The 12,950-nt window shown below is 68.3% G+C and carries 10 protein-coding genes; 5 read left to right on the top strand and 5 right to left on the bottom strand.

Annotation, left to right across the window (positions count from 1 at the left end; all coding sequences use genetic code 11):
• Positions 1 to 30: 30 nt before the first annotated feature.
• Together DWF00_RS26305 and DWF00_RS26300 are read right to left on the bottom strand one after the other, a co-directional pair.
• The gene (locus DWF00_RS26305; RefSeq protein WP_114828239.1) at positions 31 to 1,452 is read right to left on the bottom strand and encodes an amidase; all 1,422 of its coding nucleotides are present in this window, start codon (positions 1,450 to 1,452) and stop codon (positions 31 to 33) included.
• The gene (locus DWF00_RS26300; RefSeq protein WP_114828240.1) at positions 1,445 to 2,473 is read right to left on the bottom strand and encodes a LacI family DNA-binding transcriptional regulator; all 1,029 of its coding nucleotides are present in this window, start codon (positions 2,471 to 2,473) and stop codon (positions 1,445 to 1,447) included. Before DWF00_RS26300 ends, DWF00_RS26305 begins: the two co-directional genes overlap by 8 nt.
• Positions 2,474 to 2,682: 209 nt before the next feature.
• On the opposite strand from DWF00_RS26300, the gene DWF00_RS26295 reads away from it, so the two are divergent.
• From DWF00_RS26295 to DWF00_RS26285, 3 genes are all read left to right on the top strand, one after another.
• Entirely contained in the window at positions 2,683 to 3,624 is a 942-nt protein-coding gene (locus DWF00_RS26295) for an ABC transporter permease (protein ID WP_114828241.1), read from the top strand.
• Between the two features lie 12 nt (positions 3,625 to 3,636).
• On the top strand, positions 3,637 to 4,539 hold the full coding sequence (locus DWF00_RS26290) for an ABC transporter permease (RefSeq protein ID WP_210207861.1): 903 nt from the start codon (positions 3,637 to 3,639) through the stop codon (positions 4,537 to 4,539).
• Positions 4,540 to 4,601: 62 nt separating this feature from the next.
• On the top strand, positions 4,602 to 6,164 hold the full coding sequence (locus tag DWF00_RS26285) for an ABC transporter substrate-binding protein (RefSeq protein WP_114828243.1): 1,563 nt from the start codon (positions 4,602 to 4,604) through the stop codon (positions 6,162 to 6,164).
• A 280-nt stretch (positions 6,165 to 6,444) separates the two neighbouring features.
• Here the strand turns inward: DWF00_RS26285 and kdgD are convergent, their stop codons facing one another.
• The gene (kdgD, locus tag DWF00_RS26280) at positions 6,445 to 7,365 is read right to left on the bottom strand and encodes a 5-dehydro-4-deoxyglucarate dehydratase (protein ID WP_114828465.1); all 921 of its coding nucleotides are present in this window, start codon (positions 7,363 to 7,365) and stop codon (positions 6,445 to 6,447) included.
• A 530-nt stretch (positions 7,366 to 7,895) separates the two neighbouring features.
• Here kdgD and DWF00_RS26275 point away from each other — a divergent pair.
• Positions 7,896 to 8,621, top strand: a complete 726-nt coding sequence (locus tag DWF00_RS26275) for a FadR/GntR family transcriptional regulator (protein ID WP_181832539.1) — start codon at positions 7,896 to 7,898, stop codon at positions 8,619 to 8,621.
• A 91-nt stretch (positions 8,622 to 8,712) separates the two neighbouring features.
• A complete protein-coding gene (locus DWF00_RS26270; protein ID WP_114828245.1) occupies positions 8,713 to 9,759 on the top strand; it encodes a lactonase family protein in 1,047 nt (348 codons plus the stop codon).
• Between the two features lie 268 nt (positions 9,760 to 10,027).
• Here the strand turns inward: DWF00_RS26270 and DWF00_RS26265 are convergent, their stop codons facing one another.
• Entirely contained in the window at positions 10,028 to 11,779 is a 1,752-nt protein-coding gene (locus DWF00_RS26265) for an ABC transporter ATP-binding protein (protein ID WP_210207862.1), read from the bottom strand.
• Positions 11,780 to 11,804: 25 nt separating this feature from the next.
• Complete coding sequence (locus DWF00_RS26260; protein ID WP_114828247.1) at positions 11,805 to 12,944, bottom strand: ABC transporter permease; 1,140 nt, start codon at positions 12,942 to 12,944, stop codon at positions 11,805 to 11,807.
• Between the last annotated feature and the right edge of the window lie 6 nt (positions 12,945 to 12,950).

Genomic DNA, 12,950 nt, shown 5'->3' with positions numbered 1-12,950 from the left:
TTGGGCTCGGGTCTTTCTTGGGCCCAGCTCTCAGCGCGGGTCGATCGGGGTCTTGGGCAGGGCGAGCTCGCGCTCGATCCAGGCTGCCAGCCGGAACAGATCGGCCTCGCGCTTGCCATGGCTGATGATCTGGATGCCGATCGGCAGCCCTTCCGGCGAGAAGCCGATCGGTATGGCGATGGCGGGCAGGCTGCTGATCGACCAGATCGCCGTGACGGCGATCCAGTCGAGATAGTCCTGCATCGGCACGCCCTCGATCTCGCTGAGGTAGAGCGTCTCGACCGGGAAGGGCAGGGCCTGCGTCGCCGGGCAGATCAGGAAATCGTGCTCGTCGAGGAAGTCGACGGCGCGGCGGTAGAACTCGCTGCGATAGCGGTTGGCGGCGACGATGGCGCGGCCGGGCTGGTCGCGCCCGCGCAGCAGGTCGGCCAGCACCGGCTTCGGGAATTTTTCGTAGTGCTCTGCGAAGGTCGGTTCCCAGGTGGCGAAGAAGCCCTCGCCGCGTAGCGCGCGGAAGGCATCCATGGCGCCATCGACAGCAGGCGAGCCGCGATGGACGGAGACACCGGCCTTGCCGAGATGGGCGGCGAAGCCTTCGAGCGCGGCCCGGATCGGCGCGGCCACCGGCAGCGAGCCGAGATCGGCTGAGATCGCGACGCGGGCGGGCTTGGCCGGGCTCCGTGCCGCATCGAGGAAGGGCGGCTCGCTCGCGGGCGAGGTCAGCAGGTCGGCGGGCTCGTAGCCGACCATCGCGTCGAAGAACAGCGCGAGGTCGGCGACGTCGCGCGCCATCGGCCCTTCCACCATGATCGTGTCGAACGGGTCGGCGAGGCGCTTGCGCGGCACGCGGCCGGGCGTCGGCCTCAGGCCCGTGACGTTGCAGAAGGCGGCGGGGATGCGCAGGCTGCCGCCATAGTCGTTGCCATGGGCGAGCCAGGCCTCGCCGGTCGCGAGCGCCACCGCCGCGCCGCCCGACGAGCCGCCGCAAGTCAGCCGGGTGTCGTAGGGGTTGCGGGTCGCGCCATGGACGCTGTTGGTGGTCTGGGCGCCGCCGAGCTCCGAGAGGTTCGACTTGCCGAGCACGACCGCGCCGTTCTTTTCCATCAAGGCGACGGTGCGGTCGGAGCTCTCGGAGATGCGGTCGCGGAAGATCGAGGTGCCGCCGGTGTTCCTGACGCCGCCGACGTCGTTGTTGTCCTTGACGACGATGGGCAGGCCGGCGAGCAGCGCGGGCTTGCCGGCCTGACGCGCCTTGTCGGCGGCCTCGGCCTGCTCCAGCGCGCGCTCGAGGCAGAGCGTCGGCACTGCGTTGAGCCTGGGCTCGACCTCGGCGAGGCGCTTTTCGGCGGCGTGCACGAGCTCGACGGAGCTGACCTCGCCGGCGAGCAGGAGGTCGCGCGCGGCGAGCGCGCTGAGCTTGGTCAGGTCAGAGAGCTTGGTCAGGTCAGACATGGGCAGCCTTCAGGGGAACGGGCGAGCCGCAGGAGCGGCGCACGACGAGGCGCGGCGCCAGCACGGTGGTCGTGCCGGGCCCGAGCCTTGTGCCGGCGATGCGCTCGGCAAGCAGGGTCAGCGCCGTCTCGCCCATGGCGCGCACGGGCTGCGCGATGGCGGTGAGGCGGGGCAGCACGGCATCGGCCCAGGGCAGGTCGTCAATGCCGACGAGCGAGATGTCCTCCGGGCAGGACAGGCCGCGATCGGCCAGCGCCGTGACGACGCCGATGGTCATCAGGTTGTTGGTGGCGAAGATCGCGGTCGGCGGCTCCACTAGCGCCATCAGCTCGCCGAAGGCGTCATGGGCCGGCCGCTCCTGGAAGCCGGCATCGCGGACCAGAGCCGGGTCGAATGGCAGCCCGGCCGAGAGCAGCGCCTCGCGATAGCCATGCATGCGGTCGGCCGCGGTGCGGACGATCTCGGGGCCGTTGATCAGGCCGATGCGCCGGTGGCCACGGGCGATCAGATGGCTCGTCGCCTCGAAGCCCGCCTTGCGGTTGTCGAGCACCACGGCGTCGTAGCCGAGCCCGTCCATGGCGCGGTCGACCAGCACGATCGGCACTTCGAGCTGCGCCAGCAGCGCGGCGCGGTGCATCGAGGCGGCGCCGGTCGGGGCGAGGATCAGCCCGTCGATGCGCTGCGTGCGCAGCATCCTGAGATGCGCTTCCTCGCGCTCGCTGCGCTCGCTCGAATTGCACAGCAGCACGAGATAGCCGTTCGCCGCCGCCGCATCCTCGACCGCCTCGAACAGGTCGGAGAAGAACGGGTTGGTGATGTCGCCGACGACGAGGCCGAGCAGCCCGCTCGAACGCTTGCGCAGCGAGCGCGCGCCGGCATGCGGGGCGTAGCTCAGCTTCTCGACGGCCGCGCGCACCCGCGCCAGCAATTCGGGACTGACGCGATCGGAGCTGTTCAGCGCGTTCGACACGGTCGCCATCGACACGTTCGCCAGGCGCGCCACGTCTCGAATCGTCGCCATCCAACCTCCCTGTAAAACGGTTCAAAATTTTGCGGCAGCTTCTAAGAGAAGCGCCGGGATGGCAAGAGAGGTTTCGAAAAAATCGGGCTTGATGGATCAGGGCTTCTGTGAGAGCCTTGTTTGAAACGTTTTACAACAAAAGCGCGGGGAGGGTTGCTAGCGATGACGAAGTCGTGCCTTGCCGCGCCTCTGCGCCCGGCCTTACTCCCATGATCCCCTACATCCTGCGCCGGCTCGCCTCGACCGTTCCGGTCCTCGGCTTCGTCGCGCTCTTCGTGTTCTTCCTTCTCAGGCTGACGCCGGGCGATCCGGCGATCCTGATCGCCGGCGACCAGGCGACGAATGCGCAGATCGAGACGATCCGCGAGACGCTCGGGCTGAACAAGCCGCTGGTCGAGCAGCTCGTCGGCTGGGCCGGGCAGATCGCGCGCGGCGATCTCGGCCGCTCGGTCTTCTCGGACATGGAGGTGACCAGGCTGATCGGCCTGCGCATCGAGCCGACCGCTATGCTGGCGCTGGTCGCGATCGTGATGGCCCTGGTGATCGCCCTGCCGCTCGGCACGCTCGCCGCGATCAAGGCGGGCAGCCTCGTAGACCGTGCCGTGATGGCCTTCGCCATGCTCGGCTTCTCCTCGCCGGTCTTCATCGTCGCCTTCTTCCTGGTCTACGTCTTCGCGCTCGGGCTCGGCTGGTTCCCGACGCAGGGCTACGTGCCGCTGTCGCAAGGGCTGTGGCCCTGCCTGAACAGCCTCGTCCTGCCCGGCCTGGCGCTCGCCATGCTCTATGCGGCGCTGCTGGCGCGGATCACCCGCACGGCGTTGCTGGAGGTGCTGGCGGAGGACTATGTCCGCACCGCCCATGCCAAGGGCGTGCAGCCGGGCAAGGTCGTCATCGGCCACGCCCTGAAGAACGCCGCGATCCCGATCGTCACGGTGGTCGGCGTCGGCATCGCCGCGCTGCTCGGCGGCGTCGTGGTCACCGAGACGGTGTTCAACATCCCCGGCCTGGGGCGGCTCACCACCGACGCCATCCTGCGCCGCGACTATCCGGTGGTGCAGGGGCTGATCCTGGTCTTCTCGGTCGTCTATGTCCTCGTCAACCTCCTGGTCGACCTCAGCTACGCGCTGTTCGACCCGCGCATCCGCTATTGAGGCCCCATGGCGATGACCGAGACCCGATCGGGAGCCGCTGAGGTGAAGGCCGGCGGTGTCCACGCCCGCGGGACTTATATCCGCGAGACTTGGCGCTTCCTGCGCGCCAACCCCGTCATCCTCGGCGGGCTCGGCGTCATCCTGTTCTTCACGCTGGTCGCGCTGGTCGCGCCGCATGTGCTGGCCGATCCCGCCCGGCTGAACCCGATCCAGCGCCTGCGGCCGCCGAGCCTCGACCATCTCTTCGGCACCGATCAGGTGGGACGCTCGACCTTCTCGCGCACGCTGAACGGCACGGCGATCTCGCTGACGGTCGGCGCGCTGGTCACCTTCGTCACCGTCGTCTTCGGCCTGCTGATCGGCCTCAGCGCCGGCTTCGTGCGCAAGCTCGACGGCGTCGTGATGCGGATCATGGACGGCATCATGGCGATCCCCGGCATCCTGCTGGCGATTGCGCTGATGTCGCTGTTCGGCTCCAGCGTGAAGAACGTGGTGATCGCGATCAGCATTGCCGAGATTCCGCGCATGGCCCGCATCGTGCGCTCCTCGGTGCTGGTGATCCGCGAGCAGACCTATGTGGAGGCCGCCGTCACCAACGGCACGCGGCTGCCGCGCATGCTGCTGCTGCACGTGCTGCCCAACGCGGCGGCGCCGGTGATCGTGCAGGCGACCTACGTGTTCGCCTCGGCGATGATCGTCGAATCGATCCTGTCCTTCCTCGGCGCCGGCACGCCGCCGACGATCCCGAGCTGGGGCAACATGCTGGCCGAGGCCAGGCCCTTCCTGCAGCGCGCACCCTGGATGGTGGCGTTTCCCGGCGTCTCGCTGGCGCTGCTGGTGCTCACCGTCAACGTGCTCGGCGACGCCCTGCGCGACGCCATCGACCCGCGCCTGGCGCGCAAGCTGAGAAGCTGAACCAAGACCACACCGCCGACTGAAGGCGGAACGCTCACGTCGAACGATCCTGGGAGGGAAGCATGAGAATAGTCACGAGACGATTGGCGCTGGCGACCGCGGCCATCGCGCTGACGCTGGCGGCCTTGCCGGCCATGGCGCAGAGCGTGCTCAAGGTCCGCCCCTTCGGCGACCTGCGCACGCTCGATCCGATGACGACCTCGGACTACATGGTCCGCAACCATGGCTACATGGTCTACGACACGCTGTTCGCGCAGGATTCCGCCGGGCTGATCAAGCCGCAGATGGTGGAGAGCTACACCACCTCGCCGGACGGCCTGACCTGGGTCTTCGTGCTGCGCGACGGCCTCAAGTTCCACGACAACACGGCGGTGACCTCCGCCGACGTCGTCGCCTCGCTGAAGCGCTGGGGCGAGCGCGACGGGCTCGGCCAGCAGCTCATGGCCAACACGGCCTCGCTGACCGCCACCGACCCGAAGACCGTCACGCTCGTGCTCAAGGGCAAATGGGGCCTGGTGCTCGACGCGCTGGGCAAGCCGAGCTCGATGCTGCCGGTGATCATGCCGGCGCGCATCGCAGCGACGCCGTCGAACCAGAACATCACCGACGCGACCGGCTCCGGCCCGTTCATGCTGGTCAAGGACGAGTGGTCGCCCGGCGCCAAGATCGTCTACGCGAAGGCGCCGATGTACGTGCCGCGCAAGGAGGCTCCGGACGGGCTTTCCGGTGGCAAGGTCGCCAATGTCGACCGCGTCGAATGGCAGATCATGCCGGATGCGCAGACGGCGCTGAACGCGCTCCAGGCCGGCGAGATCGACATCTTCGAGGAGGTGCCGCCGGACATGATCCCGCTGGTCAAGGGCAACCCGAAGATCAAGATCGGCAAGCTCGCGGCGCTGCAGGGCGTATTTCGGATGAACCAGCTGCAGCCGCCCTTCAACAACCAGAAGCTGCGCCAGGCGATGCTGCGCCTGATCGACCAGGAGCAGACGCTGCGCGCCTATGTCGACGACAAGGCGCTCTATACCGTCTGCCTGTCCTTCTACATGTGCGACTCGCCCTACTATACCGACGCCGCCTATCCGAAGCCGGACGTCGCTGCGGCGAAGAAGCTGGTGGCCGAGAGCGGCTACAAGGGCGAGAAGATCGTGCTGCTCGATGCGACCGAGACGGCGCTCTCGCCGCACACGCTGGTCGTGGCGCAGATGATGCGCGATATCGGCCTCAACGTCGACTACCAGGCGATGGACTGGGGCACGCTGTCGAGCCGCCGCACCAGCAAGAACCCGGTCGAGCAGGGTGGCTGGTCGGTCTTCCAGTCGGGTCCGGCGGCGCCTGACATGACCGAGCCGGTCGGCCATCTCGGCCTACGCTCGAACTGCGACAAGTCCTGGTTCGGCTGGCCCTGCGACGAGACGATCGAGAAGCTGCGCGAATCGTTCACGACCGCGCCCGACCTCGACGCCCGCAAGGCGATCGCAAAGCAGATTCAGGAGCGCGCGGTCGAGACGGTGCCTTACGTCTCCGTCGGCCAGTTCTGGCTGGTGCGCGGCCAGCAGGCCAATCTCAACGGGCTGCTGACCGCCGGCGTGCCGGTCTATTGGAACGTCAGCAAGGGCAAGTGAGCGTCTCGGCTCTCACCGAAAGAAGCGCGGGGAACCCTCTCCTGTAAGGAGAGGGCAGGGTGAGGTGTCGGCCGTAAGACCAGCGAAGCAATCCGGGCTGAAGCGGTCAGGTCGAGACCAAGCAAGTTCTGGCCGACACCTCACCCCTACCCCTCTCCTTACAGGAGAGGGGATCCCGCGTTTCGCTGGTCTTCGCTGCGATTGTCACATCGACTGCCTCGCTCGCCCGGTCCCCCTGGGTTGCTTCGCTGCGCTCCTCGCAATGACGATGAGGAAGCCCTCAGGCCGGCTTGCCGTCGAAAGCGTCGTTGAGCAGGCGCTCGAGGTCGTCGTGCTCGGCCGGGGTCAGGTCGGTCAGCGGCGAGCGGACGGGGCCGGGATCCTCGCCCATGATGCGCATGCCGGCCTTGACGATCGAGACGGCGTAGCCACGGCCGCGATTGCGGATCTGCAGGTAGGGGTAGAAGAAGCGGCGCAGCATGTCGTCGATCACCGGCTTCTCGCCCGCCGCGATGGCCTCGTAGAAGCGCAGCGCCGCCTGCGGGATGAAGTTGTAGACCGCCGAGGAATAGGTGGTGACGCCGGCGGCGTAGTAGGGCGCGGCGTAGACCTCCGCGGTCGGCATGCCGCCGACATAGGTCAGCCGGTCGCCGATCAGGGTGGTGATCCTCTGGACCTGCTCGATATCGCCATGGCCGTCCTTGAAGCCGACCAGGTTGGGGCAGGCCTTGGTCAGGGCGATCAGCGTGTCGGCGCTGATGATGGCGTTGTCGCGGTTATAGACGATCACGCCGATCTTCACGGCGTCGCAGACCGCCTTGACATGAGCGTAGAGCCCGGCCTGCTCAGCGTAGATCAGGTAGTGCGGCAGCAGCAGGATGCCGTCGGCGCCGGCGGCCTCGGCTGCCTGAGCCAGGTGCACCGCCATGCGCGTGCCATAGCCGCAGCCGGCGATGATCGGCACCTCGCCCTGCGCCGCCTCGACCGCGGTGCGGATGATCGCGGGATACTCGTCGAAGCCGAGCGAGAAGAACTCGCCGGTGCCGCCGGCGGCGAAGAGCGCGGCCGGGCCATGGCTGGCGGCGCGCGCGACCGAGGCGCGATAGGGCTCGGCGTCGAACTCGCCGTGCTTGTCGAAATAGGTGACGGGGAAGGAGAGCAGGCCCTGGCCGACGCGCGCCTTGAGTTCCTGGCAATCCATCGAGGAGGGCGCGCGCCCCGCGGCGCGAGGCGGGGCGGAGATCGTGTTGGTTACGGACAAGTGAGCCTCCCGTCGTCGCTGGCCTCGTCCCTGTCTTCGCCGCGAAGCGCGCCGGGATCGCCATCTATCAGATCGTCAAATTTGTATGACAACTTATGCATGGGGCCGGCCGGCGCGTCAAGCGCGGGAGCCGCTCGGGGCGGGCATTCTGCCGCTCGGGCGCGAGCAGGGCACCGAGATTCATGATGTCATATCACTTTCGGCCAACAGGCTGTGAGGCCCGCCGAAGCCGGGCTTTCGCCATGGGCTCGCGCGGGGCGCTCGCCTGGCGCCGCAGCGGCGGATTTGAGCGCGAGCGTGGGCAAAAGATGGGATCAGTGCCGCCTCGGCATTCCCGCACAGCGGGGCTGGTTCGCCTTGCGGCATAGACGGGCGCAGCGTGTCGTCATACAAGAAGGACTGCAGATCGGGACCGCGATTCAACCAGGGGGCAACGCGACCGCATGTCATCGTCCACGCAACCGGCGCTCGTGAGCATCCCCCCGTCCAGCCGCAAGAGCCTGGTGACGACGCTGGTGCAGGAGCTCGAAGGCCGGATCGAGGATGGCCGGCTGAAGCCCGGCGACAGGCTGCCCTCCGAGGCCGTGCTGGCGATCTCGGCCGGCGTGAGCCGCACCGTGGTGCGCGAGGCGGTGGCCTCGCTCAAGGCGGCCGGGCTGATCGAGACGCGCCAGGGTTCGGGCGCCTTCGTGCTGGAGGCGCCGAAGAAGCAGGTTTTTCTCGGTGGGATCGAGCGGGCCACCGTCGAGGACATTCTCTCGGTGCTGGAGCTGCGGCTTGCGGTCGAGGTCGAATGCGCGGCGCTCGCCGCCGCCCGGCGCACGGATGAGGACATCGCCGCGCTCGACCGGGCCATCGCCGCGATGTCGGCCTCCGACAGTTTCAGCGATGCCGGGGTCAGCGCCGACCTCGCCTTCCACCACGCTTTGGCGCGCGCCACCGGCAATGCCTATTTCGTCGAGTTCCTGAAATATCTCGGCGAATTCGCCGTGCCGCGCCGGCATATGGTCGGGCGCACCAAGAACCTTGGCGATGTCGGCGCCTATATGGCGATGGTCGATGCCGAGCACCGCGCCATTCGCAACGCGGTGGCGGCGCAGGACTCGGCGCTGGCTGCGGCCGCGATGCGCGGGCATCTCGCCGGCAGCCGCGCCCGCTACTCCACGCTGATCAAGGCGGGATCGGCCGCGACCTGAGCGCCCCGGCAAAGGGCGCAATCCCAACAAGCATCCATGTGATCGGGTGTCCTGACCGCGTCGGGCGTCTGGCAAGCCTCAGGAGCCGTGCATGTCGTCCCATTCTCCGAGCAGCCAGGCCGATCTCGCCGTCTATATCGGCAACGGCGCGGGCGGCGACATCAGCGTGCTGCGGCTCTCGGCCGCTGACGGCAAGCTCAGCCCGGTCCAGCGCCTGCCGTTTCCCGGTCTGGTGGAGCCCGGCCGCTCGCTGCCGCTGGCGCTGTCGCCGGGGCGCGACGTCCTCTACGCCGCCATGCGCGGGGCGCCGCGCGGCATCGCCAGCTTCCGGATCGACCGGGCCACGGGCGTGCTCTCCGTGCTCGGCTTCGCCGCGATGGCCGAGAGCGTCGCCTATATCGCCACCGATCGCAGCGGGCGCTTCCTGTTCGGCGCCTCCTATGACGGCAACGTCGTCACGATGAGCCCGATCGGGGCGGATGGCGTGGCGCAGGAGGTGGCGCAGCGCCTGCCGACCCTGCCGCATGCCCATGGCATCATGGCCGACCCTGCCAATCGCCATGTGTTGGCGACCAGCCTGGGCGGCGACGTGGTCTACAGCTTCGCTCTCGACAGGGATGGCGGGATGCTGTCGCAGCCGCGCACGGCCTCCGTGCCGGCGGGCACCGGCCCGCGCCATTTCGTCTTCGCTCCCTCAGGCAAGCGGCTCTATCTGCTCGGCGAGCTCGACGCTTCCGTCACGGTCTTCGACTATGACGCGGAGCGGGGCGTGCTCGCCGGCAGGCAGGTCGTGACGACGCTGCCGCCCGGCTTCGGCGGCAAGCCCTGGGGTGCCGACATCCAGATCACGCCGGATGGCCGCTTCCTCTACGCCTCCGAACGGACGGGTTCGACCCTGGCGAGTTTCGCGGTCGAGGCGGATGGCAGGCTGCGGCCTTTGCAGCACATTGCGACCGAGACGCAGCCGCGCGGCTTCGGCATCGATCCGCGCGGGCGGTATCTGCTGGCGCTGGGACAATCGACCGACCACGTCACGGTCTATGCGATCGATGGCGAGACGGGTGGGCTTGGCGTGACAGATAGGGTCGAGGTGGGGAGCAGCCCGGATTGGGTGGAGATGGTTGAGTTGGCAGGGTGAACTGACCTTCCCGACGGAGGCGCGGGATCCCCTCTCCTGTAAGGAGAGGGGTAGGGGTGAGGTGTAGGCCGTTTGACGCTGTAGCCGTGAGCTAACCGCTATTGCGAGCGTAGCGAAGCAATGGGGAGAAGCTGACCGCATTTCACCAACTCGAGCGCGGCTATCCTCCAGTCTCACTGGTGTTCTGGCCTACACCTCACCCTGCCCTCTCCTTACAGGAGAGGGTGCCCCGCGCTTCTCGCGTCAAGGCTTGCTGACTCGCGGGTCGCTACGCCACCCCCGGCACCAACTCCGGCGCCACATACCTATGCCGCCGCATGATCCTCCGATCCCCCGGATGCGAGCCCGGCGCGGCCGAGAGCAGGGCCTGCGTATAGGGGTGCTCCGGCTCCGAGCAGACCTTGATGGCGTTGCCGGTCTCGACGACCTTGCCGCGATACATCACCGCGACCCGGTCGCAGAAATAGCGGATCACGCCGAGGTCGTGGCTGATCATGATGTAGCTCAGCTTGAGCCGCTCCTGCAGGCCGAGCAGCAGGTCGAGGATCTGCGAGCGCACGGTGACGTCGAGCGCCGAGGTCGCCTCGTCGGCGATGACGAGGCGCGGGTCGGGCGCGAGCGCACGCGCCACGCAGATGCGTTGGCGCTGGCCGCCGGAGAAGGCGTGCGGGTAGCGGTCGATGACGTCGGCAGGTAGGTCGACCATCTCCAGCAGTTCGCCGACGCGCCGGCGCAGCGCATCGCCCTTCATCAGGCCCTGCACCAGCAGCGGCTCGCCGATGAGCTGGCCGATGGTCATGCGCGGATTGAGCGAGGCGAACGGGTCCTGGAAGATCATCCGCATGTCGCGGTGGATGCGGCGCATCTCCGCGGCCGGGACCTTGGTCAGGTCGATGGTGACGCCGTTCGGCTGGCGGTAGTTGACCTCGCCGATGGTCGGCTCGTGCACCCGGATCAGGCAATTGCCGAGCGTCGACTTGCCCGAGCCGCTCTCGCCGACGATGCCGAGGTTCTCGCCCTCGTCGAGGTGCAGCGAGACGTCGGAGACGGCGGTGAAGGCGGCGCTGACCTTGAGCAGCCCGGCCCGCGACGGGTAGGTCTTGGTCAGGTTGCGGACGTCGAGCAGGCGCGGGCGCACCTCGCCCTCGGGCACCGGCTTGCGGGCGGAGCGCTCCAGCCGGCGCACGGAATCGATCAGGTCGCCGGTATAGCTGCTTTGCGGATGGTAGAAGATCTGCTCGGACGGGCCGATCTCCAGGAGCTTGCCGCGGCGCATCACCGCGACCTCGTCGGCGATCTCGGCGACGACGCCCATGTCATGGGTGATGAACAGCACCGACATGTCGCGGGCGACCTGCATCTGCTTGATCAGGGCGAGGATCTCGGCCTGGGTGGTGACGTCGAGCGCGGTCGTCGGCTCGTCGGCGATCAGGATCTCCGGGTTGCAGGCGAGCGCCATCGCGATCATGGCGCGCTGGCGCATGCCGCCGGAGAACTCGAAGGCGTAGCGGTCGAAGGCGCGCTCGGGATCGCGGATCTCGACCTGCTTCAGCAACTCGATGGTGCGGGCGCGCGCCTCGGCCATGTCGATCGCCTGGTGGATCAGCATGACCTCGGCGATCTGCCAGCCGATGGTGTGGACCGGCGAGAGCGAGGTCATCGGCTCCTGGAAGATCATCGCGATGTCGCGGCCGCGGATCGCCCGCATGGCGCGGCTGCGCGGCCCGAGCTTAACGAGGTCGACCGGCCGGCCGGCCGCGCGCGCGCTGGAGAACAATATCTCGCCCGAGGTGACGCGGCCGGGCGGGTCGATGATCTGCAGGATCGAGCGCGCGGTGACGCTCTTGCCGGAGCCGCTCTCGCCGACGATGCAGAGCGTCTTGCCGCGCTTCATGGTCAGGCTGACGTCGTCGACGGCGGCGATGTCGGTCTTGGCGCGGCCGAAGGTCGTGGTCAGCCGCCGGATGTCGAGGATGGTCTCGGGCAGCGCGACTGCTTGAGCCGGGGCCGTCTGGGTCATGGCAGGGTTCATGAGCGTGACGCCTTCACTGGCTGTAGGGGTCGGCGGCATCGCGCAGGCCGTCACCGACGAAGTTGAGCGAGAGCACCATCAGGATGACAGCGCCGCCGGGGATGAAGACCCAGGGCGCGGCGGCGATCGAGCGGATGTTCTGCGCCTCCTTGAGCAGCACGCCCCAGCTGATCGCCGGCGGCTGGAGGCCGAGGCCGAGGAAGCTCAGCGCCGTCTCGGCCAGGATCATGGTCGGCACCGCCAGCGAGACGGCGGCGATGATGTGGCTGGCGAGCGAGGGCAGCATGTGGCGGAAGATGATCCGGCCCTCGCGGGCGCCGTCGAGCCTGGCCGCCGTGACGAAGGGCTCGGCGCGCATCGCCAGGAAGCGGCCGCGCACGACGCGGGCGAGCTCGGTCCAGCCGACCAGCGAGATGATCGCGGTGATGGTGAAGTATTGCAGGATCGGCGACCAGCCCTTGGGCAGGGCGGCGGCGAGCGCCAGCCAGATCGGGATCGTCGGCAGCGACAGGATGTACTCGACCAGGCGCTGGATCACCCAGTCGATCTTGCCGCCGTAATAGCCGGAGATGCCGCCGAGGAAGATGCCGAGCACGACGCTGATGATGACGCCGACGAGGCCGATCGACATGGTGGTGCGGGCGCCGTAGACGACGCGGCTGAGCATGTCGCGGCCGAGCCGGTCGGAGCCGAAGAGGTAGAAGGTCTCGCCGGCCTTCTCCGGCGCCAGCAGATGGATGTTCATCGGGATGACGCCCCAGAGCTGGTAGGCATCGCCCTCGCCGAAGAACCGCAGGTAGGTCTTGCGGCCGCCGGCATCGGGCACGAAGAGCTGCTTCAGCGTCGCCGGGTCGCGCTTCATGGTGTAGGCGTAGACATAGGGGCGCAGGCTCCAGCCGCCCTCGGCCGACGTATCGATGAAGTGCAGCGCCTGCGGCGGGTGGTAGACGAAGCGGGAATTGGCCCGCTCGGGATCGGCCGGCGCGATGATCTCGGCGAAGAGCGCGATGAAGTAGACCAGGCAGGTCAGCACCAGGCCGATGACGGCCAGGCGATGGCGCTTGAAGCGCAGCCAGAGCAGGCGCCATTGCGAGGCATAGGCGATCTTCGCGACGGTCGCGCCAGGTGCGATGGCTTCGACGGCTAAGGTCATGGCTCT

The organism is Allobosea caraganae, from assembly GCF_003351345.1.
Classification (GTDB): domain Bacteria; phylum Pseudomonadota; class Alphaproteobacteria; order Rhizobiales; family Beijerinckiaceae; genus Allobosea; species Allobosea caraganae.
The sequence above is the reverse complement of the archived record's forward strand: the minus strand, read 5'-3'. Positions and strand labels throughout refer to the sequence as shown.

Bases quoted from the DNA above. Each gene is read 5' to 3' on its own strand.
- DWF00_RS26305 (WP_114828239.1), bottom strand. From the start codon at position 1,452: ATGTCTGACCTGACCAAGCTCTCTGACCTGACCAAGCTCAGCGCGCTC.
- DWF00_RS26300 (WP_114828240.1), bottom strand. From the start codon at position 2,473: ATGGCGACGATTCGAGACGTGGCGCGCCTGGCGAACGTGTCGATGGCG.
- DWF00_RS26295 (WP_114828241.1), top strand. From the start codon at position 2,683: ATGATCCCCTACATCCTGCGCCGGCTCGCCTCGACCGTTCCGGTCCTC.
- DWF00_RS26290 (WP_210207861.1), top strand. From the start codon at position 3,637: ATGACCGAGACCCGATCGGGAGCCGCTGAGGTGAAGGCCGGCGGTGTC.
- DWF00_RS26285 (WP_114828243.1), top strand. From the start codon at position 4,602: ATGAGAATAGTCACGAGACGATTGGCGCTGGCGACCGCGGCCATCGCG.
- kdgD (WP_114828465.1), bottom strand. From the start codon at position 7,365: ATGGATTGCCAGGAACTCAAGGCGCGCGTCGGCCAGGGCCTGCTCTCC.
- DWF00_RS26270 (WP_114828245.1), top strand. From the start codon at position 8,713: ATGTCGTCCCATTCTCCGAGCAGCCAGGCCGATCTCGCCGTCTATATC.
- DWF00_RS26265 (WP_210207862.1), bottom strand. From the start codon at position 11,779: ATGACCCAGACGGCCCCGGCTCAAGCAGTCGCGCTGCCCGAGACCATC.
- DWF00_RS26260 (WP_114828247.1), bottom strand. From the start codon at position 12,944: ATGACCTTAGCCGTCGAAGCCATCGCACCTGGCGCGACCGTCGCGAAG.